Source organism: Nocardiopsis sp. NPDC006832, from assembly GCF_040635885.1.
GTDB lineage: Bacteria > Actinomycetota > Actinomycetes > Streptosporangiales > Streptosporangiaceae > Nocardiopsis.
The window spans coordinates 65610-88409 of the sequence record NZ_JBEYLC010000006.1 but is presented as its reverse complement, the minus strand read 5'-3'; the positions used below and the strand labels follow the sequence as shown (position 1 = coordinate 88409).

Sequence of the window (22800 nt, the reverse complement as noted above, 5' to 3'; positions counted from 1 at the left end):
CTCGTCCCGGCGGGGAGGTCGCGCCTCCCCGCCGGGGCGTCCCCCGAGGGACCGGCCCCGACGGCACGGGCCGGGGCCGGCCCGGGTTACCCGGTCCTTAGAGGGCTTCCTGGCAGAAATCGGTGTCCTCGTAGTCGGAGGTGCAGATCTCCTCGATGCTGTAGAAGCCATCGGAGACGACCGTGTCGCCGATGTTCTCCTCAGTGACCGCGACGGGCTCCAGCAAGACCGACGGGACCATCTCGCCGTCGGCGTCCTCGACGTCGGTGACCACGTGCTCGCCCGATTCGAGCTCCTCGCCGGTGGCCAGGGAGACGGCCATGGCGGCGGCGAGCTCGGCCTCGGGCCGGATGGCCTTGTAGACGGTCATGTACTGCTCACCGGAGATGATGCGCTGGATGCCGTGCAGTTCGGCGTCCTGACCGGTGACCGGGGGCAGGTCCTCCACCGAGACTCCGGCGCTGCGCAGCGCGGAGACGATGCCCGCGGCCATGCCGTCGTTGGCGGAGTACACGCCCACGATCTCGTCCAGTCCCAGGGAGGTGATGGCGCCCTCCATCTGGCTGTTGGCCTCGTCCGGCGACCAGTCGGGGGTGTCGAACTCCTGACCGATCTCGACCTGGCCCTCGAAGATCTCGTGGGCGCCGGCCTTGAAGTCGCCCGCGTTGGGGTCGCTGGGCGAGCCGTTGATCATGACGATGGAACCGTCGCCGGCGGTGCCCTCCTCCTCCAGGGCGCCGATCAGCGCCTCGGCCTGGACCTGGCCGACCCGGACGTTGTCGAAGGAGACGTACATGTCGGCGCCGCCCTGGGCCAGACGGTCGTAGGCCACGACCGGCACGCCCTGGGACTGGGCCTCGTTGACGGTGCCCGCGGCGGCCTCGGAGTCGACGGCGCCGAGGACGAGCACGTCGACACCGTCGGTCAGCATCGCCTGGGCCTGCGTCTGCTGCTCGTCGACGTCCTGGTCGGCGTTGGCGTAGGAGAACTCGCAGTTGGGGCAGAGCTCTCCGAGCGCTTCCTCGAAGTAGGGCCGGTCGAAGGCCTCGTATCGGGCGGTCTGCAGCTCGGGCAGGAGGAGTCCGACGTGGAAGCCCTCCTCCAAGGTCTGCTCCTCCACCTCGGTCTCGGAACCATCGGTGGTGAGCGAACCGCAGGCCGAGGTGAGCAGGGCCAGGGCTGCGCCGGCCGCGGTCAGCCATAGGGCGACCGCGCGTCGGGGGTGGAGGCGTTGTGTGTTCACGACGCGTTACCTCTCAAGGATGCCTGTACGGGGTGGGAACTCGCGAGTGCTGGTGTGAAGTAGAACCCCGCGTAGGCCTTGCCGTCAACTAGTGAACACATAACCGATACGTCACGGACATTAGGTTCACCACATGAAGGCAATATATGGGCAGGTCAATGCCGCTTTGAGGGTATGTGATCATCTGTTAACGCCGATCAGGAACCCGACCGAACCGTTCAGTTCACGATGACGGGTGCCCTTGGGTTCACGACAGGGAGTGAGAGGCCGTGATCAGGGCGCCACGTAGCGCCGCGTCGGCGCCTTGGGTACTGGCCACCACCCGAAGGTCGGACAGCGCGCTGCCCAGCGTGCCCAGCTCCATCGCCCTGCGCATCGGATCGAGCAGGAGGTCGCCGGCCGCCGCCAGCTCCCCGCCGACCACGATCATCTCCGGGTTGAACAGGTTCGCGATGATCGCCGTTCCCTGTCCCAGGGCCGTCCCGGCCTCGGCGATCACCCGGCGGCTGCCCGGGTCGCCCTCCAACGCGGCACCGACCACATCCGTCAGAACGGCCGTTCCGGGGCTCGGTCCGCGGAAGGAGTCACGCGGCAGCATGTGCATCAGGTACTCGGTCCCGACGAAGGTCTCCAGACAGCCGCGGTTGCCGCAACGACACACCGGCCCCCGCTGGTCCAGGCCGATGTGCCCGACCTCGCCCGCGGTTCCGCCGGCTCCTCGGAAGAGCCGCCCCGACATGACGATGCCCGCGCCGACCCCCACGTCGAGTACCAGTTGGATCACGTGGTCGACGCCTTGGGCCACGCCCGAGGCGCGCTCGGCCGTCACCGCGAGGTTGGCGTCGTTCTCCACCAGTACGGGCGAACCCAGCCGTTCCGACAGGGCCGGACCGGGCCGGAACCCGGCCCAACGGGGCACGCAGGAGATGTCCCCGACCACTCCGGTGCGCGGATCGATGGGCGCGGGCACCGAGGCCACGACCGCCCCGATCCGACCCGGATCGATCCGGGCACGGAGCAGGGTGGTCTCGGCCAGCCAGGCGGCCCGGCGCACCGCGCGCTCGGGATCGGCCGGCACGTCGTACTCGATCTGTTCGCCGGCCAAGGGGTTGCCGTCGCTGTCCCCCACCGCGACGGAGATCCGGTCGACCGTGAAGGCGAGGGCGACCACCGTTCCCGGTGGGCGCAAAAGCGTGACCGCACGCGCGCGGCGACCGTTCGAGGAGGTATTGCTCACCGAGACCGCGCCCGCCGAGCGCAGTCCGCGCACGATGTTGGAGACGCTCGCCGCGGACAACCCGGTGGCACGTGCCAGTTCGGCCTGGGTTCGGGTCCCGTCACGTCGCAGAACCTCGACCACACGGCGCTCGTTGGCCTGACGCAGCGCTGACTGCGACCCGGGGGTCGTGTCGGCCTCGGTCACCGCGTACCCCTTTTGTGGTCGACTGTGCTCGGCACTGATGCTCGATGGAATGTTACAAGCCTTAAAGACGGGCGGGGACGCCTGGTCACCCGCAGGCGTGGGGAGTTCGGGATCGGAATGATGGTTCGGGTGGGAACGGGCGAGGCGGGCTGGGCGGCTCGGGTGGCGCGAAGGATCTCCGCGGCGCCACGACGGGGACGGCGGGTGCGCGTCGTGTCGGTGGAGGGGCACTCGGGTTCGGGGAAGAGCACGGTGGCCGAGCGTGTACGGCGCGAGCTGGCCGCGATCGGCGAACCGGTGGCGACACTGACGATGGAGGACCTCTATCCGGGTTGGGAGGGGCTCGAACAGGCCCCCGAACTGCTGCGCACCTGGGTACTGGAGCCCCTCGCCGAAGGGCGGTCGGCCGCGTGGCGGCGCTACGACTGGGAACGCGGCGTCTTCGAGGAGCGGTGGCGGTCCCTGCCCGAGGGGCTCGACGACGGCGGGACCTTGTTGGTGGAGGGGTGCGGGTCCGGAGCGGGCGTCGTGCGCGACTCGATCGACGTCCTGGTGTGGGTGGCCGCCCCCGACCGTCTGCGCCGGGCACGGTTGGACGCACGCGAGGACGCCGACCTGTACGCGCCCTTCCGTGCTCTGTGGGCCCGTCAGGAGGAGTCGCTGTACTCCCGCGACCATCCGCGCGAACGCGCGGACCTGGTGGTGGACAACCCCTGATCCGCGTGCGGCCGGATCGAACGTCGGGTCCGGATCAGCGCCGCGCGGGAGGTCCCGAACAGATCCGTCGCGCCCGCGCCAGGTCCTGGTCCATCATCCGCAGGCCCCGGTCGTAGTGCTCTCGCGCGGACGAGTTCCGCTTCTCCAGGTCCTGGCCTTGTGAGTGGGAGCGGAACTCCGTGATCGCCCAACCCGCCAGCAGCAGCACGAACGCTCCGAACGCCAGGGTCCCGAGGGCGATGGCGGGTCCCACGTTCGCGACGGCCCCCGACACACAGGAGACCAGGGAGAAGGTCAGCGCCAACGACACGATCCACAGCATGCCCCAACGAGCCGCCTTGCGGCCGTCCTCCTCCGGGAACGCGGCCCGGTGCGTGGAGAGTCCGTTCTCCCAGCGGTGCCGTTCGGCGGCCAGGGCCGCCACCGTGCTGGAGGAGCCGTGGACGGCGGCTCCCACCCCGGCACGCTCCGCGCCCGTGCTCGCCATCACCCGGATCCAGAGGATCCCGAACCACTCGCGGGCCCAGGGGCTCGCCCCGGGATCCGGGGCGGCCAGCGCCGTGGGGTGCAGCAGGAAGACCAGGGCCAGCGCGGGATCGACCTGGGAGCGAAGACTTCCCCAGCCGGTGAGGTTCTCGGTGAGTTCGCGAAGGATGCCCGTACCCGCCCGTTCGGCCCGGGCCAGCTCCTCGGCCAGCGAGCTCAGCCGGGCGGAGTCCTCTCCCTCGTGCCGTGCCATGATCCGCAGCACTTCGGGGCGGGCGAGCAGGAGGAGTTCGTTGTCGACCGGGTCGCCGGTGGCCAGGGGTCGGGGGTCGTGGAAGAGCCCGGACAGTCCGGCGATGGACGCGTCGTGGTCACGGAAGCGGGGCGGCAGCGCCGGGTTCGCCTCCGCGATGAAGGTGGCCAGGGCGAGGTTGACGTCGCGCGTCTCCCTGCGGAACAGGGCACGATCGACCTTGGTGTCACCCAGGTCCCGCATCACCCAGGAGCCCAGGGCCTCGAACTCCCCGCGGTCGGCGAAGAGCCGCAGCGCGTCCGGCCACTGTCGTTGGAAGGCGGCGGCCAGGTCCTCCACGTTCGTGAAGCGGGCACCGGCGAAGTGGTAGGGGGTCACATGTGTACCGGCCGCGTGGGCGACGGGCGGGGCCGGGGTGTCCTCGGACCGCCCCTTCGCCGGAGTGGTCCGGACGGGGGCAGTGCCCTCCACCAGGTGCCGCAGCAGGGTCCGCGCGTCGGGACGATCCGCGGGTCTCTTGGCCAGGCAGGCCAGGATGGTCTCCAGCAGCGGCCCGGACAGGTCACCGGTGTCGGGTTTCCCGCCCAGGACCCGGGCGATGCGGGCGGCCTGGCTGGGCCCTGGGAACGCGTCCTTTCCGGTGCCGGCGAACACCATCACCGCGGCCCAGGAGAACACGTCCACCGAGGTACCGATGCGTGTGCCCTCCAGCTGTTCGGGGGCCATGTACCCGACCGTCCCGACGATGCCGCTGGCGGTCACCGACGTGGCCTCGATGGCCCGCGCGATACCGAAGTCGATCACCCGGGGGCCGTCCGACCCCAGCATGATGTTGTCCGGTTTCAGGTCCCGATGCACCACACCCGCGGAGTGGATCGCCGCGAGCGCCGTGGCCGTGGACACCGCCAACCGGTGCATGTCGGTACCGGTACGGGGGCCGTCCTCGAAGACCGCCCGTTGCAGGGTGGGGCCGTCGATGTACTCGGTGGCGATCCAGGGTCGGTCCGCGTCGGGGGCGGCGTCGAGGATCTCGGCGACGTAGGAGCCACCGACGCTGCGCGCCTGCTCCACCTCCGCCGCGAAGCGCCGTCGCATCTCCTGGTCACCGGACCAGGTCGCGTGCAGCAGTTTGACCGCCGCACGGGTCCCGTCCTCCGCCTCACCGAGGAAGACCTCACCGAATCCGCCTCTTCCCAGCCGTCTGACCAGCCGGTATCGGCCGACCGTATGTTCGGGGTCGACCTTCTCCGTGGCCTCGCTCACGAAGCAGCCTCTCTTGGATCGTTCGTTACGGTACGTGTGGCCCACACGATCGGGTCAGCCCGAGGTGATCTGCCGGGCCCGTTCCAGGTCGGAGCGGATCCGGCCCACCCCGGTGGTCAACTGGGGCAGTTGCTGACGTGAGTGCTGGAGTTCCATGACCCGTTGGGCCCGGCGGGCGGCGCCACCGCACATCACCCGGTTGGTGAGGTTCACACCGAGGGCGCCCACCAGGGCGAGCACACCGAGCCCGAACAGGAACTCGGCGAACCCTCCCCCGTCGGCCAATCCGAGTACGAAACCGACCGGCAGGGCCACGATCCCGTACTTGCACGCCTGGGCGGCCCCGTGCATCCGCCGCTGGAACGTCACCTTGTCCTCCAGGGCCTCGTGCGTCGCGGAGACCTCCGAGTAGCGGCCCTCCCAGTAGCGGCGCTGACGTGCCAGCGCTTGGACGGTGGGCATGGCGGCGTGGACGGCGGCGGCGTATCCGGCGGAGTCGGGGAGTTCGGCGCCGATCACGGACCGCCACAGGATGTCCACCCAGTCCGCCACCGCGCTGTCACGGCCGTCACCGGGCGGGGTCATCCGGTCGGGGTTGAGCATGAAGGCCATGACCAGCGCCGGGTTGACGGTGACCCGGGTCGAGCGCCAGCCATCGAGTTCCTGGGCCAGGCGGGCGCACAGTGAGTTGCCGACGCGTTCGGCCCGGTCCAGGTTCTCGGCCAGATCGCGGTGGGCCCCGGGTTCGGGACCGCGGTGCGCGTCGAGGATCCGCAGCAGCTCGGGGCGGGCCAGCAGGACCATCTCGTTGGCCTGTGGGGCGCCCGTGAGCAGGGGGCGCGGGTCGGCGAACAGGGAACGCAGGTCGCTCATGGCGGCGGCACGCCCACGGAAGACCGGGGGCAGGTCGGGGCGCAGCTGGGAGACGAAGGAGGCCACGGCCAGGTTGGCGTCGCCCACCTGGCGGCGGAACAGGGACCGGTCGATCGTGGTGTCGCCCAGGTCGTCCATGATCCAGGCACCCAGGACGGAGCGTTCGGCGGGGTCGTTGAAGACCCGGACCGCGGCGGCCCAGTCACGTTGCATGGCCTCGGCCAGGGTGCCCGCGTCCTGGAAGCGGGCACCGGAGAAGTGGTACGGCGGGGCGAAACCCGAGGGTGGTGGTGTTGACGGGGCCCGGAGGGGGGCGCTCGGGTTCCGGGAGGGGGTGATCGCTCCCTGGGCGTGCGCGGCGGAGACGGCCGAACCCGCCGGGTGGGTGCCGGCCGTGCCGGCGGAGTCCGTACCGGCGACCCGTGTGGAGTCGACCCGCGCGACCCGGGTGGGGTCGACTCGGGCCACTCCGGTGGGGTCGACCGGAGCGCTGCCGGTGGGTGGATGCTCGGCCACCCGGGTCCGGTCCACACCGACGCGGGTCATCGCGTCCGGCGTGGGTGTGACCGTGGTGGCGTCCAGCCCCTCGACGGGTTCCGGGGGCACCGGTCGGGCGGCGGGGGACGGGGTTGCGCCGGTCGGACCGGCGATCAGCCGCCGCAACAGCTCGGGGGCCTCCGGGCGGGCGTCGGCGTCCTTGTTCAGACAGTCGGCGAGGACGTCCACGAGGGGTCGCGCCACTCCGTCCAGGTCCGGCGCCCCGCCGAGGATGCGCGCGATGCGTGAGGCCTGGGTGGGTGCCGGGAACGCCTCCCGGCCGGTGGCGGCGAACACCATCACCGCGGCCCAGGAGAACACGTCGACGGCGGCGGTCAGGCGGGCGCCCTCCAACTGTTCGGGCGCCATGTAGCCGATGGTGCCGACCACTCCGCTGGCGGTCACCGAGGTGGCCTCCACCGCACGGGCGATACCGAAGTCGATCACCCGCGGGCCGTCCGCCGCGAGCATGATGTTGTCGGGCTTGAGGTCACGGTGCACCACACCGGCGGAGTGGATCGCCGCGAGCGCCGTGGCCGTGGACACCGCCAGACGGTGCAGTTCGCTGCCCGAGCGCGGGCCCTCCTCCTGCACCGCGTCCTGCAGCGTCGGCCCGTCGATGAACTCCGAGGCGATCCAGGGCCGCTCGGCCTCCAGGTCGGCGTCCAGGATCCGCGCCACGCAGAACTCGCTCACCCGGCGCGCCTGCTCCACCTCCGCGGCGAAACGCCGCCGCATGTCCTGGTCACCGGCCCAGCCGACGTGCAACAACTTGACCGCCGCACGAGAGCCATCCTCGGTCTCGCCGAGGAACACCTCACCGAATCCACCGCGCCCCAGGGACCTCAGCAGCCGGTAACCACCGATCACGCTTTGGTGCGCGTCCTGGCTCCGGAGGTCGTCCACAGCCTGCCCCGTCTCTTGCTCGTCGTGTCTCCCACAGGCCCCGCGGGGCCTCTCCCCGACAGGGTGTCACAGGGTGGGACCGTCCAGGCCCCGCCCGGGTTCCCCTCCGGGCCCGAATCGATGTCGGGACGTTACCGTCGCCCGGCGTGGTCGCCGCGCAGGACCCGTTCCACCAGGTCGTCCCGGAGGGTGCCGTAGCCGGTGGCCGCCCACACGCTCTCCTGCGCCGGCACCTCGAAGTAGGGGATCTCCGCCCCGTCGTGATGAGCGGGCAGCACCGTGGGACGGACGCGGCCGCGAACGGCGCGGGCGCACTCTGCGCACAGGGGCACCCGGATCGTACGGGAACCGCCGAATTCGCGCCACTGGGTGGTTCTGGTACCGGTTCCGTGCAGAGGGTTGGCGTAGCACGGTCGACGTGGGGTGCGCCGCCCCACCAGGGCGTCCTCGGCCAGGTCCAGCAGGACGAGTACGCCCACCGCGTCGGGCAGGGTGGGCCCTTCGGCGACCATGCGGTCGTGGACCCGAGCGGCGGCGTCGCGGGCGTCCAAGGCCCGGGACAGGTTCTGTGCGTCGATCAGGTCGGCGGCCTGGAGTCGCTCCCCCAGTTCGATGAGGTCGTGCGCGCCGCTCTCGACGACGGACTCCAGGCGAGCGCGGTCGGCGTTGTCGAACGCGGCGTGCTGTGCGACGGGCGCGGCCGATCGCCGTCGTGTACGCACGTAGAACAGACAGAGTCCGACCCCGACCAGCCCCACCAGGACGACCACGCCCAGGTCCCGGAGTGCGGGATCCATGGTCGATACGGGGTTGGTGAAGCCGCCCGTGCCGCTCTCCTCGCGGTAGGCGTCCATCGCGGCCTCGTAGGTGGCCTCGGGGTCATCCGACAGGGCCGCCTCTATCGCGGCCTCCACCTCGGTGGGGATGAGGCTCTGGCCGCTCATCGTCTCGTATCTCGCGGCGAGCGCCCCGTAGAAGGCGGGCTTGCTCCAGTCGTCGGAGGCGGTGCCCAGGTCGTGGCCTTCCAGATCACCCGAACTGTTGTAGACCAGGTAGTGCCGCTCGCCTTCGCCCAGGCGGTCGTGCACCGCCGAGGCCACGGCCTCGCTCTCGCCGTTCCAGGTGCCGCCCTCGACGAGGGGGACGACGATGACGTACAGGTCGAGGTCGCTGCCCGCGATCCGTTCGGCGACGCGTTCGCGCGCTTCGACGGAGAAGGCGTCCTCGTAGGCGGGGTCGACGTGGACGGGCGACTCCGTCAGGCTCTCGGCGATGGCCTGCGCGGGGGTCACCTCGCCCGGGTCGGTCCCCTCTGTGGGGCCGGTCCCCTCGGCGGGGTCGGCCAAGGCCGCGGGCGCGAAGGCCACGGCCGCGGCCAGCGTCAGGACGGGAACCAATGCCCGCAGCGCCGCCCACGGGCTCCGGTCCGGGGTACGCGGTTCAGTGGACACGATTCACCTCGAGGAGTTCTTCGATCATCCGTTCAGGCCTCTTGGCGCCGAACGAGTACCGGATCCAGGCGTTCTCCGGCGCCTTCCGGTAAGAGTGCGCCGAGCTCTCGGTGCGCAACTTCAACATCCTGATGGCACGCTGGTTCTCATCGAGCACGCCGCAGCCCTCGCACAGGTGGGCGTTCCCGCCGGCGACCCGGGTGCGGTGTCTCTTCCCGGAGAACGGGTGCAGCGGGTTGACCGCGCAGGGATCGGTGGCCGCGTCCGGGTCCTCGGCCACGGCCAGGACCCGGCGGGCGAGCACCACGACGCCCAATAGGTCCAGTACCTCCAGGTCCCGGTCGACGAGCATCAGCACCGCCTCCGCCTGCGGCATGTACCGGGGCGGGATGCCCTCCGGGTCACGGTCGAGCAGCCCGCGCACCCGACCCGCCTCCTTGACCGCCAGGCGGCGCAGCCGACCGGTCCCCACGACGGTCACCAGGCCACCGCCGCGATACCGCTCTCGGAAGAAGGCACCCAGGTAGGTCAGCCCGATCACCAGGGCCGCGAGCAACGGCCCCAGGAACAGCGCCCCGGGAAGGAAGCCCTCTCCGCCCCAGAAGCGCTCACCACGGGGCTCGGGCAGGTTCGGCTCGTCGTCGGCGAAGAGCGGCGTGAAACCGTCGCCGGGCGTGAACTCAAGCTCCGCCAGGTCGGCTACCGTCCGTTCCAGGGCCGCCGCCGGGGTCGGTTCCTCGACACGGCTCAGGGGCGACCACAAACCGAACGCATCGATCTCCAGTCCGCTCGGGGCGGCTCCGACGACGGGTTCCTCGATCCCGGGTCCGATGACCACGTAGACACCGTCCTCCTCGGCCACCGACGCCAGGGCCGCGGCCAAGACCTCGGCCTCGCCCTCGACCTCGTCGTCGGTGGCCAGGGGCACCACGGCCGCGTAGACGGGAACGGAGGAGTCGGTGAGCGTCTCGCGTACCTCCGCCAGCCCCTCGCGGGACAGCGAGGACAACGGATCGACGTACAGGGGGTCCTCGGCCAGCTCCGCGGCCAGGCGCTCGGCCCGTCCGGGGTCGGTCACGTAGGGGGCCTCCAGGCGCACCAGATCCTCGGGATCGGCGACCTCCGCGCCACCGACGGGCGCGCTCATCGTGTACACGTAGCCGACCGCCACCGTCGTCCCGGAGACGGCCAGCGCCGCCACGACGGCGACCACGGGGAGCACGCGCCGGTCCTGACGCACCCAATACCAGGCCGCCCAGCCCCCGACGATCACCACGGCCGCTCCGACCGTACCCACCAGCAGGCCGAGGTTGGCGGGACCGTTGAAGCCGTTCGGATCGACCTCTCCGAGGAACCCCTCGGGCCGCCGCTCCAGGTCGACCGCCGGCGGTTCCTCGCCGGCCAACCCGGCCGCCAGAACCGGCGCCACGTCCCCCACCGGGGCGATGTACAGCTCGGCGTCACGCAGGGCGTCGGTGGCTCCCCGCACCGAGAGATCCACCCCGTACACCTGGAGCTCGGTGGGCAGACCCTTGGGAGGCAGGAGTACGTACACACCGTCGGCACCGAGCCGATCGTGCACGGCCGGCATGATCTCGTCCATGCCGCCGGGCGTACCGGCACCGACGAACGGGGAGACCACCACGTGGTAGGGCGCCCCGAGGGGTTCGAAGGCCGCGTGCAGTTCCTCGGCCAATTCCTCGTGCGGGGTCGCCCCGCCCACCGCGTCGTCCACCACCACGGCCGCGCCCTCGGGCTGCTCGGACAGCAGCCCGGCGTAGTGCTCGGCCATGGTGGGCGGGTTCTCGTACGCCGCGGCGGAATCGGGTGCGGGTTCGGCCATCGCGGCGGGCGACGACGCGAACAGGAGGAACAGCGCCCCCACGAGCAGGGCCGGGATCCGGGAGACGCGGGAGGGGGACCGAAGGACCCGTGGGGATACAGGCATGCTCCGATATTAACCCGGGCCCCCCACGACCGAGACGATCTCCCCTGGTCAGCGCCGGTGATCTCCCCGAAGGACCCGCTCGACGAGGTCGTCGCGCAACGCCCCGTAACCGGTGGCCGCCCACACGCTCTCCTCGGCGGGCACCTCGTAGTAGGGCACCTCCCGCCCTTGGTACCGGGCGGCCATCACCGTGGGTCGGACCCGGTCCCGGACGGCCTTGGCGCACACGGCGCACAAGGGCACCCGGATGTCCGCGGACCCACCGAACTCACGCCAACGCGTCACCTTGACGTCGGTCCCGTGCAGCGGGTTCGCGTAACAGTGCGAACGCGTACGCGCCGAACCCCGCTTCTGGGCGGGGAGCACGGCTCGGGCCATGTGGTCCTCCGCCATGTCCAACAGCACGAGAACGCCGGCGATGTCCTCCATCGCTCCCTCGTCGGGAAGCCCGTCGAAGACGTTCCGGGCCGCCGCGTGCGCGTCCAGGGCCCGGCCCAGCGCCTCGGTCGCCCCGGAGTCGTCGGGCGAGGTTCGGGCCGAACCCACGCGTTCGCCGAGCTCCACGAGTTCGCGTTCGGCCTTGCGCACCAGCTCGCCCCGACGGGCCAGGTTGGCGTTGTCGAAGGCGGCGTGCTGGGGCACGGTGGGCACGGCGCGGGGCCTGCGCCACCGGTGCACCCCGAACCCGAGTCCGACCAGGGCGAGTACGGCGACGACCCAGGGCAGGATCGTGACCAACGAGTACCCCCACGGGCCGAGGGAGTAGAACCAGTCGATCGGTCCCCTCTCCTGGGACTCCACCGCCTCGTCGTAGAGCGCCTTCGGGTCCTCGGACAAGGCGATCTCCACCGACCGTTCCAACTTGTCCACGGCCGGGGAGTCGTACTCGAATTCGTAGGAGACGGTGAGAGCGGAGTAGAAGGCCCGCGAACCCGACTCGTCGTTTCCCGTACCGAAGTCGTGGCCCGAGACGCTCCTGCCGTCCATCACCAGGTAGTGCGCCTCGCCGCCGATCCTGTCGTGCACCGCCGCGACCATCTGGTCGGCCTGACCGGACCAGTCGCCGCCCTCGATCAGCGGCACGGCCAGCACCCGAAGCGGCACGTCCGAACCCTCGATCTGCTCCTCCAGCGCGTCCGCCCGTTCCTCGGGCAGGGCGGAGGAGAAGGCGGGATCGACGTGGACCGGGGACTCCTCCAGTTCGGCCACGACCCGTTCGGTCGGGCTCACCGTATCCGTCTCGGTATCGGCCGTGGCGATCCCGGGGAAGGCGGTCGTGAGGAACACGGCCGAGAGCGCGGCGGCGACCACGACAGGACGGGTCCTCACCGTTCGGTGGTCAGTGGACATCGGACTCCTTCAGCAGGTCTTCCACGTTGAGCCGGTACTTGGTCCCGTATCCACCGCGGTTCCACTCCCGGTCCAGTTCCAGGTAGGGGACACGGCCGCCGCCCGGTCCGGCGACCAGGAGGGTACGGGCCCGCCGCTGGGATTCCGTCAGAGTCGAACAAGACCGGCAGAGGGGTTGTGGCAGCACCACGTTCCGCTTCCTCCCCTTCCCACGCACGGCCCCTTGACGGATGGAGGTCCCGTGCAGGGGGTTGACCGCGCACACGGGTTCCTCGGCCCGGGCCGCGGTCTCCGGGTCCGGGTCGAGACGAAGGACGGCCCGGTCGGCCAGCACCGTGACCCCTACGAGGTCGAGTTCGTCCGGGTGCGCACCCAGGACGGTCAGGGCCATGTCGGACTCCCTCAGGGCCTTGTCCCGTCCGGGGTGGGCTGCCGGGGCGGTCTGGAGCGCCTTGGCCATCCGACGTACCGCGCGGTCGGCACGCGGACGCAGGGCGCGGCCGGGAACGGCCCGCGCCCGGTTCACCAGACGGTTCGCGCACCAGGCCAACGTCAGGAGCACACCGGCGACGATCGGGCCGATCAGGAACAACGACGTGAGGAAGTCACCGGAGAAGAACCGGGAGATCCGTGAGGGTTCCGGTCTGGGGTCGGCCCGAGACTCCACCGTGTAGGGCACCTCCGAGGCCTGGCCCGGGGCGCGTTCCACCTCCTCCTCCACCACGCCCAACAGGCCGTCCAGGGCCTGGGCCGGGGTGGAGCCGTCGAGATATCCGGTGACCCCCTCCAGGTGTGTCCAGTCGCGTTCGCCGTCCGAGTAGTCCACGCCGAAGCGGGCCGTTTCCACCCGGGTCGAGACCCCGGCCTCGCCGGACACGACGACGTAGAACCCGTCCTCGTCCATGACGTGGTGCAGGGCGTGGACGAAGACCTCCCCGTCGCCGCCCGACTCGTCGTGCGGGTTCATCGGCATCACCGCGACGTGGACGGGAACGTTCTCGGGCAGTCCTCGCTCGACGATCCGGTCCAGTCCCTCGGTGTCCACCTGCGCCTGTGGATCCACGTAGATGGGGTCCTCGCGCAGCGCCTCGGCGACACGTTCCAGACGAACGGTGTCCACCACGTAGGGTGCCGTCTCCGGCGGCACGGGGGCCACCTTCTCGACGTCCTCGGGCAGGGTCCCCCGGTCGAGCTGGACCAGGGACGCGGCCACGACCACGACGCCGGTGGCGGTGGCCACGACCATGCCCACCATCAGGGCCCGGTCGCCTCGGAGCCGACCGGTGTGACCGGCCTCGGCGGCCCGTCGACGGCGACCCGAACGCATCACCCCGAACGCCAGCGCCAGGGTGATGGTCACCCCCACCGTGAGGGCTGTGGCCTCACCGAGTCGTTCCGGCGAGTCGTAGGTCTCCATGCGCAGCGGGCGCAGGTGCGACTCCGCCCACCAATAGAGCGGCCCGAGTCGCTGCCAGGGCGAACCCCACCCTTCCTCGAACCTCTCATCGAGGTCGGGGGCGACCAGGGTCCGCGCGAAGAGTTCGGCACTGGTGTCGATGGGCAGGTAGGTGACGAGGTTCTCCTCGTTCAGGAGCACCCTGTTGGCCCTCTCCACGGGCAGACCCACCTCCCTGGACACCGCGGTCACCTCGGCCGACCCGGGTCGCAGGTAGACGTACAGGCCGGGTCGACCGACCCGGTCCTGTACCGCGGCCAGGAAGTCCAGGGGCATGGTGGAGTGTCCGGGCAGGGCGCCGGCCACGACGTAGTACGGAACGTCCAGCGGGGCGAACGCCTCGTGCAGGTCCGTCTCCAACTCGTCCAGGTCGTAGAGACCGGCGATCGAGTCGTCGACGATGACGGCCTCGCCCTCGGGTTCCTCGGTCAGCAGGCCCGCGTAGTACTCGGCGGGCCCCACTCGATCCTCGACGGACCGCTCGGAATCGGCCTGGGCCGATGAGGCCCCCGACAACACGAGGATCGCCAGCAAGGGCACCGAGAGGAACCACGAAGCGCGGCGGGACGCGCTGAGGCGGTGGGGATACATCCGATCTTCCTGTCTCGGCTCGCCGCCGGGGGTCTTCGGGACTTGGGGAACGTGGGGCGCCGGGGGCAAGGGGTGGTCGGGGCCACTCCGCGAGTGGAACCGACACGAAGTGAGCATATCCGGACGTCGCGTACCTGCCGAAACACGGGCACCCGTTCGCCGACGGTCCCGGCCGGGTTCGGAACCCGAACACGAAGAAGGGCCGCCACCGTCGTGTGAACGGTGGCGGCCCGGTGAACCGCGCGTCGTGCCTGTGGGCACGGAGCGGAGCTCGGTGGGACTACTTCGCGATCAGCTGGCGCAGCACGAACTGCAGGATGCCGCCGTTGCGGTAGTAGTCGGCCTCACCCGGGGTGTCGATCCGCACCACGGCGTCGAACTCGACGCCGGTCTCGGTGGTGACCCTCACCGTGGCGGGGATGCGGCCCTCGTTGAGCTCGGTCACACCGGTGATGGAGAAGGTCTCCTCGCCGGTCAGACCGAGGGAGGTGGTGGACTGCCCCTCCGGGAACTGCAGCGGCAGGACGCCCATGCCGATCAGGTTGGAACGGTGGATGCGCTCGTAGGACTCGGTGATGACCGCGCGCACGCCCAGCAGGCTGGTGCCCTTGGCCGCCCAGTCACGCGAGGAACCGGAACCGTACTCCTTGCCGCCCAGGACGACCAGCGGAGTGTCCTGCTTCGCGTAGTTCTGCGCGGCGTCGTAGATGAACGACACCGGGCCACCGGACTGGGTGAAGTCGCGGGTGTAGCCGCCCTCGGTGCCCGGCGCGATCTGGTTGCGCAGGCGGATGTTGGCGAACGTACCGCGGATCATCACCTCGTGGTTGCCGCGACGCGAACCGTAGGAGTTGAAGTCGCGACGCTCCACACCGTTGGACTTGAGGTACTCGGCCGCCGGGGTGCCCGGCTTGATGGCGCCGGCCGGGGAGATGTGGTCGGTGGTGACCGAGTCGCCCAGCTTGGCCAGGACACGCGCGCCGGAGATGTCGGTGACCGGCTCGGGGTCCTGACCCATCCCGTCGAAGTACGGGGGCTTGCGGACGTAGGTCGACTCACCCTCCCACTCGAAGATGTTGCCGGTCGGGGTGGGCAGCTCGCGCCAGCGGTCGTCACCGGCGAACACGTCCGAGTACGCCGACTCGTACATGTCGGAGGCGATCGCGGAGTCCATGACCTCCTGGATCTCCTCGGCGGTCGGCCAGATGTCGGCCAGGTAGACCGGCTCGCCGTCCTTGTCCGTGCCCAGGGGCTCGGTGGTGATGTCGATGTCCATCGACCCGGCCAGCGCGTAGGCGACCACCAGCGGCGGCGAGGCCAGGTAGTTCATCTTCACGTCCGGGTTGATCCGGCCCTCGAAGTTACGGTTGCCGGACAGGACCGCGGAGACCGCGAGGTCGTTGTCCTGGACCGCCTTGGAGATCTCCTCGGGCAGCGGACCCGAGTTGCCGATGCAGGTGGTGCAGCCGTAGCCGACCAGGTTGAAGCCCAGCTTGTCCAGGTACGGGGTCAGGCCGGAGCGCTCGTAGTAGTCGGTGACGACCTTGGAGCCCGGAGCCATGGAGGTCTTGACCCACGGCTTGCGGGACAGGCCCTTCTCCACCGCCTTCTTGGCCAGCAGGGCGGCGCCGAGCATGACCGAGGGGTTGGAGGTGTTGGTGCAGGAGGTGATCGCGGCGATCACGACGGCGCCGTGGTCGACCTCGGTCTCGGTGCCGTCGGCCATGGTGACCGGGATCGGGCGGTGCGGACGGTCACCGTTGGCGACCTGGGCCGGGGCGTCAGAGGCCGGGAAGGACTCCTCGCCCGCCTGGTCGGCCTCGTCGGAGACGTAGTCGCTGACGTCGTGGCGCCAGGTGCGCTTGGCGGCGGACAGCGCGATGCGGTCCTGCGGGCGCTTGGGGCCGGCGATGGAGGGGACGACCTCGGCGAGGTCGAGCTCCAGGTACTCGGAGAACTCCGGCTCCTGGGACGGGTCGTGCCAGAAGCCGTTGGCCTTGGCGTAGGCCTCGGTCAGGGCGACCTGGTCCTCGGAGCGGCCGGTCAGGCGCATGTAACGGATGGTCTCGTCGTCGATCGGGAAGATCGCGGCGGTGGAACCGAACTCCGGGCTCATGTTGCCGATGGTGGCGCGGTTGGCCAGCGGCACGGCCGCGACACCCTCGCCGTAGAACTCGACGAACTTGCCGACCACACCGTGCTCACGGAGCTTCTCGGTGATGGTGAGCACCAGGTCGGTCGCGGTGGTGCCGGGCTGGAGCTCGCCGTTCAGCTTGAAGCCGACCACGCGCGGGATGAGCATGGAGATCGGCTGGCCGAGCATGGCGGCCTCGGCCTCGATGCCACCGACGCCCCAGCCAAGGATGCCCAGGCCGTTCTGCATGGTGGTGTGCGAGTCGGTGCCGACACAGGTGTCGGGGTAGGCCTGGCCCCCACGGGACATGGTCACGCGCGCCAGGTGCTCGATGTTGGCCTGGTGCACGATGCCGGTGCCGGGCGGGACGACCTTGAACTCGTCGAAGGCGGTCTGGCCCCAGCGCAGGAACTTGTAACGCTCGTAGTTGCGCTCGTACTCGATCTCGACGTTGCGCTCGAAGGCGTCGGGACGACCGAAGAGGTCGACCACGACGGAGTGGTCGATCACCAGTTCGGCGGGGGCGAGCGGGTTGATCTTGTCCGGGTCGCCACCGAGGTCGCGGACGGCCTCGCGCATGGTGGCGAGGTCGACGACACAGGGGACGCCGGTGAAGTCCTGCATGATCACCCGCGCGGGGGTGAACTGGATCTCCTGATCGGGCTGCGCCTTGGGGTCCCAGTTACCCAGGGCCCTGATGTGCTCGGCGGTGACGTTCTTGCCGTCCTCGGTGCGCAGGAGGTTCTCCAGCAACACCTTCAGGCTGTAGGGAAGTCGGCCGGCACCTTCGACGGTGTCCAGCCGGAAGATCTCGTACGACTCGTCGCCGACGCGCAACGTGTCACGGGCACCGAAGCTGTTCGCGGACACGGTGTATGCCTCCTGATCTCGCCACTTTGTCCCCAGCATCCTGCCGCATGGGAAGGACGCGGGACCTACTGAGGCCGCCCTGACCGAATTCCCCGAGGGCGGTGGACACTGTCCGGTGCCCTGCCACCCCTGGAATCCCTCAGGGCCGCTTTGACCTGCGACGACGCCACATCGTCGCCGGTAGTGCGACCCATCGGCCGCGGACGCCCCCTCGTTCGGAGCGCGACGTCGAAAAGCGGTCGACCTCACACGCCCGAACCGGGAGCGGGTCGGGGGGAGCCCCGCTATATCTTGACGTCAAGGTATCTAACTTGTATCTCGATATCAAGTTATCGGGTGCTCCCCCGGCCCTCACGGGCACCCCCGACCAACGAACCGCTAGTCCAGCCGCGGCGCCACCGCCGAGGCCACCAACTCCAGGTGGTCCAGGTCGGCCATGTCCAGGACCTGCAGGTAGATCCTCTCCGAACCCACGGCACCGAACCGACCGATCTTGTCCACCACCTCCTCCGGGCTGCCGGCCAGACCGTTACGACGCAGCTCGTCGGGCTCGCGCCCGATGGCGGCGGCCCGCTCGGCCACCTCCGCGTCGTCACGCCCCACGCACAGCACCTGGGCCGCCGAGTAGACCATGGGCGCACCGCGCCCGGAGACCCGGACCGCCTCGGTCGTGCGGTCGAAGGCCGCCTCGGTGTCCTCCAACGAGGCGAACGGAACGTTGTACTCGTCGGCGAACTTGGCCGCCAGACGCGGGGTCCGCTTGAGCCCGGTGCCACCGATGATCACCGGTGGACGCGGCCCTTGCTGCGGTTTGGGCAGTGCCGGCCCCTCCGCCAGACGGTAGTGCCTGCCCTCGTATCGGAAGGTCTCCCCCACCGGGGTCGTCCACAACCCCGTGATGATGTCCAACTGTTCCTCGTAGCGCTCGAAGCGCTCACGGGCCGCCGCGGGGAAGGGGATGCCGTAGGCGGCGTGCTCCTGCTCGAACCATCCCGCGCCGAAGCCGAACTCGACCCGACCACCGCTCATGCGGTCGACCTGGGCGACGGAGATGGCGAGGGGGCCGGGGTGGCGAAAGGTCGCCGCGGTCATGAGGGTGCCGAGGCGGATACGGGAGGTGTCACGAGCCAGTCCGGCCAGGGTGATCCAGGCGTCCGTCGGGCCGGGGAGCCCGTTCAGGTGGTCGCCCATGTGGAGGTAGTGATCGGAACGGAACAGGGCGTCGAACCCCAGGTCCTCTGCGGCCCTGGCGACGGCGAGCTGGTCCTCGTAGGTGGCCCCCTGTTGGGGCTCAAGGAAGATCCTCAGACGCATACGCCCCAGTTTCTCCCACCCCCGGCACCGATACCGAACCCGCCGCGCGGGTATCGTCGAAAAGGCGTGGTCAGACCACCGGGATCCACCAGAACCGGATCCACCAGAACCGTTCCCCCTCCCCACCGCGATAGCCCTTCACGTGAAGTTCCTCCGCCGTGCCCGACAGCGCGCCCCCGAATACGGACCGGACAGCCCCGACCCGGTGCTGCTGTCCGCCGTGGCCGCAGGGGAGACCGACGCCCTGGAGATCCTGCACCGAAGACACGCCCCGTGGCTGCGTCTTCGTCTGCGTTACCGCTGTTCGGACACAGACCAGCTCGACGCCGCACTCCAGGAGACCTTCCTGGCCGTGTGGCGCAACGCCGGTTCCTTCCGACCACGCCCCGGCGACACCGACGCCGGAGCGTGGCTGTGGACCATCGCGATCCGCCAGCTCATCTCGCAGCTGCGCAAACGCGCCAACCGCTGGATCGCCGAGACCGAACCCGAACCGTACGAGACCATCGGCGACGCCTCCGCCGAGGACACCGTGCTCCTCAACATCGAGCACGGCCCTCTGGGCGCCGCCCTGCACGAACTCTCCCCCGAGCTGCGTTCGGCCATCCAGGCGACCGTGCTCGACGGCCTCACCGTCCGCGAGGCCGCGGAGATCCTCCGCATACCCGAGGGAACCGTCAAGACACGGGTCATGCGCGCCAAGGCGCGGCTACGGGAGGCACTGACCACATGAGCTGGCACTTGACCCACGACCAACTCCACCGCTACGCGACCCACACCGCCGACGACGTCACCGCCATGTCGGCGGAGGCCCACCTGACCCACTGCGCCCACTGCCGCGACCGACTGCCCACCGACGAGGCCTGGCTGGATCGCAGCTGGGCGAACCTGCGCGACGTCGTGGACCGCCCCCGCCTCTCCCCACTCGAACGCCTGTTGGGCACGCTGGGACTACGCGAGGGCACCGCCAAACTGCTGGCGGCCACACCGACCCTCTACCGGGCCTGGTTGGTGGCCATGGTGATCGTGCTGGCCACCACCCTGGTCCTGGCCCACGAGATCCCGCGCGGCACCCTGCTGTTCTCCTTCACCGTCCCGGTGATCCCGCTGGCCGGGGTCGCCCTCGCCTACGGACGCGGGGTGGACCCCGCGCACAGCCTGGCCTCGGTCACCCCCTGGGCCGGACCCCGACTACTGCTCCTGCGCACCTGCGCGGTGCTGGCACCGGCGTTGACCCTGTGCACGGTGGCGTCCGCGCTGATGCCCTCCGTCGCCACCGCGTACGAGGCCGTGTTCTGGCTACTGCCCGCCCTGGCCATGGTCGCCGGCTGCCTGATCCTGGGCCGCTGGCTGCACCTGAGCGCGGCCGGCGGACTCATCGGCGGGGGCTGGCTGCTGCTCATGGCCATGTTCGCGCTCATGGAGGGCGCCGACCCGTTCCAACTGTTCTCGCCCCTGGCACAGGCCGGTTGGGCCACCGCCCTGGCCCTGTTGGCCGCCATCGTCGCGCTGAGGATGAGGACGGCATGACCACGACGGCCGAACCGACCGGGCTCACGGGCGGGGTCCGCGCCCGCGGCCTGGTCCGCACCTACGGCACCCGCAGGGCCCTGGCCGGGATCGACCTCGACCTGGGCCCCGGGGTGACCGGGCTGCTCGGCCGCAACGGCGCGGGCAAGACCACCCTCCTGCGCTGTCTGGCCACCGACCTGGAGGCCACCCTCGGAGAACTGAGCGTCCTGGGACTGGACCCGGAACGTTCGGGCGAACGCACCGCGATCCGCCGCCGGCTCGGCTACCTGCCGCAGAACCCGTCGTTCTACCCGCACTTCACCGCGTTCGGGTTGCTCGACTACATGGCGGTCCTGAAGGAAAGGGGCGGGCGTCGGGAGCGCCACGAGGAGGTACGGCGCGCGCTGCGCGGAGTGGACCTGTACGACCGCAGGCACACCCGGATCCGGCGACTGTCCGGCGGGATGCGACAACGGTTGGGGCTGGCCGCCGCCCTGATCGGCGACCCCCGGTTGCTCCTGCTCGACGAACCCACCATCGGGCTCGACCCCGAACAGCGCATCCGCTTCCGCGACCTGGTCTCCGAGCTCGCGGTGCATAGCACGGTGCTGCTGTCCACCCACCAGATCGAGGACGTGGCGGCGCTGTGCCGTCGGGTACTGGTCCTGGACCAGGGGCGGATGATCTTCGACGGAGCCCCCGCCGAGTTGGTCGCCCGCGCCCGGGGCCGGGTGTGGGAACAGGGATCACGTCCACCCGCCGGGGTGACGTCGTGGCGGCTGGCCGACGGCCGCTATCGGGTCCTGGGTCCGGCGGAGTCCGACGTACCCGACGCCGTGGACCGGGTCCCGGTGGAACCGTCGTTGGAGGACGCCTACCTGCTCCTGACCGGATCGGTCCCCCGTTGAGCGGCCCCGTTCGGACCGTACGGTGGTCGAACGCCGTCACCTTCGTACGACTGACCGGGTTCAACCTGCGCCACCTGTCAACGAGCCCGCTCTTCCTGCTCCTGGTCCCGGCCGTGATGGCCCTGGTGTGGCTGACCTCCCACGCCTCCGGGCTGCCGACCATGGGCGAGCTCTTCAACGAGGCCGTGCTGTGCGCCGCCGGGGTGGGTGCCGCCATGTTCGCGGTCACGACCTTCCCGGCCCTGCGCGAAGTACGGCACTCCCGGTCGATGGCCCTGCCCCTGTCCCCGGGGGCCCGGCTGGCGTCGTTGGCCCTGGCCTCGATCACCCTCACCACCGCGCTGATGTGCGCCTTCTTGACGGTGTTCGTGGTGACCGCGCCGGCCCCCATCGCCGGGACACCGCAGCCGGCGGCGTTCGTGGGCGTCGTCGTCCTCGGCTGGGCCGGGCCGATGGGCGCGGTGGCCTCGGTCGCCTGGACCCGGTCCTACGCCCCACTGATCGCGCTCACCCTGCTGTTGCCCCTGTACCTGTCGTCCTCGCTGCTGGCCCTCGGCACCCGTACGGACGTCATCGTCTCCCGTATGGGCAGCCTGCTCAGCATGGCGTTTCAACCGCTGCCGGTCTCCTACCCCGACACCGCCACGACCGCCCTGTTCTACCTGGCGCACACCGTGTCGATGGTGCTCTGCGCCGGTCTGCTCACCCTGGCCGCGCGCCGCGACACCCGGTTCCTGCGGCCGGTCGGCCTGGCCGTCACCGCCGTGGTCTTGGTCGGGATGGCCGCGCTGCACGTCCACGCCCAGCGCGAGTACTCCTACGACGCCCTGAGCGCCAACGCCCGGCCCCGGACCCCGTCGACCGGTTCCTGCCAGGGGTTGGACGGCATGACCTACTGCCCGCTGCCCGGTTACGAGTCGTGGGTGGTGTTCTGGCACGCGGACCTGGAACCGGTGCTGCGCACCCTTCCCGAGGACGTTCACCGACCCACGGTGTGGCAGGCCAACCCCACCCTGCGCGCGGACGTCCTGATCCACCCGCCCGACGACGGCATCGTGCTGACCGAGTACTGGCGACCCGACGAAGAGACCCACCGTGCCCGGTTGCGCTCCGACCTGGTCTCACACGTGCTGGGCATGGGCCGAACCGACGACATGGGATACGTGGGTACCGGGCAGGCCCGAACCGTGGTCGGTGCCTGGTTGGTGTCGGTCGAGGGCGAGGGGGTGGAGGCCGCCGAATGGTTCCTGACGGACTTCTCACCCGGCCGGGACGACCTGCGGCTGACCCACGCGTTGCTCGCCCTGCCAGAGGAACGGGTGGCGGCGGTGGTGCACGAGCACTGGGACGTCCTGACGTCTTCGGCCACGGACCTCGCCACCCTCGCCGAGCTGCTCGGGTTGTCGCTGACCGGGCCCGAAGCGATCCCCGAACCCGACTGGGATCGCTCCACCCTCGATCCGGAGTTCATCGACGGCCAGAACACACCACCGGCCGGCACCTGACGTTCGCCCTGCCCCGGACCACCCCGGTCACACCCCGGGCGCTACCGTGAGGAGGATGAA

At 70.6% G+C, this 22800-nt stretch carries 15 protein-coding genes; 5 read left to right on the top strand and 10 right to left on the bottom strand.

All coding sequences use genetic code 11. The features are described from left to right. Positions 1–97 precede the first annotated feature (97 nt). Both ABZ717_RS04740 and ABZ717_RS04735 read right to left on the bottom strand, forming a co-directional pair. Positions 98–1243 (bottom strand): sugar ABC transporter substrate-binding protein, encoded by a 1146-nt coding sequence (locus tag ABZ717_RS04740; protein WP_358505615.1) that lies wholly within the window; start codon positions 1241–1243, stop codon positions 98–100. 247 nt (positions 1244–1490) lie between these two features. Beyond that, positions 1491–2666, bottom strand: a complete 1176-nt coding sequence (locus ABZ717_RS04735; protein WP_358505613.1) for an ROK family transcriptional regulator — start codon at positions 2664–2666, stop codon at positions 1491–1493. 120 nt (positions 2667–2786) lie between these two features. Between ABZ717_RS04735 and ABZ717_RS04730 the strand changes: the two genes are divergently transcribed. Beyond that, positions 2787–3383 (top strand): AAA family ATPase, encoded by a 597-nt coding sequence (locus tag ABZ717_RS04730; protein ID WP_358505809.1) that lies wholly within the window; start codon positions 2787–2789, stop codon positions 3381–3383. Positions 3384–3417: 34 nt separating this feature from the next. Here the strand turns inward: ABZ717_RS04730 and ABZ717_RS04725 are convergent, their stop codons facing one another. The 8 genes from ABZ717_RS04725 to ABZ717_RS04690 form a co-directional block, all read right to left on the bottom strand. Next, positions 3418–5385, bottom strand: coding sequence for a serine/threonine-protein kinase (locus ABZ717_RS04725; protein WP_358505611.1), 1968 nt, complete (start codon positions 5383–5385; stop codon positions 3418–3420). Between the two features lie 54 nt (positions 5386–5439). Next, complete coding sequence (locus tag ABZ717_RS04720; RefSeq protein ID WP_358505609.1) at positions 5440–7701, bottom strand: protein kinase; 2262 nt, start codon at positions 7699–7701, stop codon at positions 5440–5442. 131 nt (positions 7702–7832) lie between these two features. Then, positions 7833–9152, bottom strand: a complete 1320-nt coding sequence (locus ABZ717_RS04715) for a hypothetical protein (protein WP_358505607.1) — start codon at positions 9150–9152, stop codon at positions 7833–7835. Further along, entirely contained in the window at positions 9142–11100 is a 1959-nt protein-coding gene (locus ABZ717_RS04710) for a hypothetical protein (RefSeq protein ID WP_358505605.1), read from the bottom strand. Before ABZ717_RS04710 ends, ABZ717_RS04715 begins: the two co-directional genes overlap by 11 nt. Before the next feature lie 48 nt (positions 11101–11148). Then, positions 11149–12450: a hypothetical protein gene (locus ABZ717_RS04705; protein ID WP_358505603.1), complete on the bottom strand. Its 1302-nt coding sequence runs from the start codon at positions 12448–12450 to the stop codon at positions 11149–11151. Further along, the gene (locus ABZ717_RS04700) at positions 12440–14497 is read right to left on the bottom strand and encodes a hypothetical protein (protein ID WP_358505602.1); all 2058 of its coding nucleotides are present in this window, start codon (positions 14495–14497) and stop codon (positions 12440–12442) included. Before ABZ717_RS04700 ends, ABZ717_RS04705 begins: the two co-directional genes overlap by 11 nt. A 280-nt stretch (positions 14498–14777) precedes the next feature. Next, on the bottom strand, positions 14778–17501 hold the full coding sequence (acnA, locus tag ABZ717_RS04695) for an aconitate hydratase AcnA (RefSeq protein WP_358505599.1): 2724 nt from the start codon (positions 17499–17501) through the stop codon (positions 14778–14780). A 378-nt stretch (positions 17502–17879) separates the two neighbouring features. After that, positions 17880–18815 carry an LLM class F420-dependent oxidoreductase gene (locus ABZ717_RS04690; protein ID WP_358505596.1) on the bottom strand — a complete coding sequence of 312 codons (936 nt, stop codon included), beginning with the start codon at positions 18813–18815 and terminating at the stop codon, positions 17880–17882. Between the two features lie 142 nt (positions 18816–18957). Between ABZ717_RS04690 and ABZ717_RS04685 the strand changes: the two genes are divergently transcribed. Genes ABZ717_RS04685 through ABZ717_RS04670 form a run of 4 tightly spaced genes read left to right on the top strand, consistent with a single transcriptional unit; the run spans position 18958 to position 22740 of the window. Next, a complete protein-coding gene (locus tag ABZ717_RS04685) occupies positions 18958–19548 on the top strand; it encodes an RNA polymerase sigma factor (RefSeq protein ID WP_067599881.1) in 591 nt (196 codons plus the stop codon). Beyond that, a complete protein-coding gene (locus ABZ717_RS04680) occupies positions 19545–20345 on the top strand; it encodes a zf-HC2 domain-containing protein (RefSeq protein ID WP_358505593.1) in 801 nt (266 codons plus the stop codon). The genes ABZ717_RS04685 and ABZ717_RS04680 overlap by 4 nt, the downstream gene beginning before the upstream one ends. Further along, positions 20342–21235, top strand: coding sequence for an ATP-binding cassette domain-containing protein (locus tag ABZ717_RS04675; RefSeq protein ID WP_358505590.1), 894 nt, complete (start codon positions 20342–20344; stop codon positions 21233–21235). Before ABZ717_RS04680 ends, ABZ717_RS04675 begins: the two co-directional genes overlap by 4 nt. Continuing rightward, positions 21232–22740 carry a hypothetical protein gene (locus ABZ717_RS04670; RefSeq protein ID WP_358505587.1) on the top strand — a complete coding sequence of 503 codons (1509 nt, stop codon included), beginning with the start codon at positions 21232–21234 and terminating at the stop codon, positions 22738–22740. The genes ABZ717_RS04675 and ABZ717_RS04670 overlap by 4 nt, the downstream gene beginning before the upstream one ends. Positions 22741–22800: the final 60 nt, after the last annotated feature.

Excerpts from the sequence above, each read along its gene's own strand:
- ABZ717_RS04730 (WP_358505809.1), top strand. The coding sequence starts at position 2,787 with ATGGTTCGGGTGGGAACGGGCGAGGCGGGCTGGGCGGCTCGGGTGGCG.
- ABZ717_RS04710 (WP_358505605.1), bottom strand. The coding sequence starts at position 11,100 with ATGCCTGTATCCCCACGGGTCCTTCGGTCCCCCTCCCGCGTCTCCCGG.
- ABZ717_RS04705 (WP_358505603.1), bottom strand. The coding sequence starts at position 12,450 with ATGTCCACTGACCACCGAACGGTGAGGACCCGTCCTGTCGTGGTCGCC.
- ABZ717_RS04700 (WP_358505602.1), bottom strand. The coding sequence starts at position 14,497 with ATGTATCCCCACCGCCTCAGCGCGTCCCGCCGCGCTTCGTGGTTCCTC.
- ABZ717_RS04690 (WP_358505596.1), bottom strand. The coding sequence starts at position 18,815 with ATGCGTCTGAGGATCTTCCTTGAGCCCCAACAGGGGGCCACCTACGAG.
- ABZ717_RS04680 (WP_358505593.1), top strand. The coding sequence starts at position 19,545 with ATGAGCTGGCACTTGACCCACGACCAACTCCACCGCTACGCGACCCAC.
- ABZ717_RS04675 (WP_358505590.1), top strand. The coding sequence starts at position 20,342 with ATGACCACGACGGCCGAACCGACCGGGCTCACGGGCGGGGTCCGCGCC.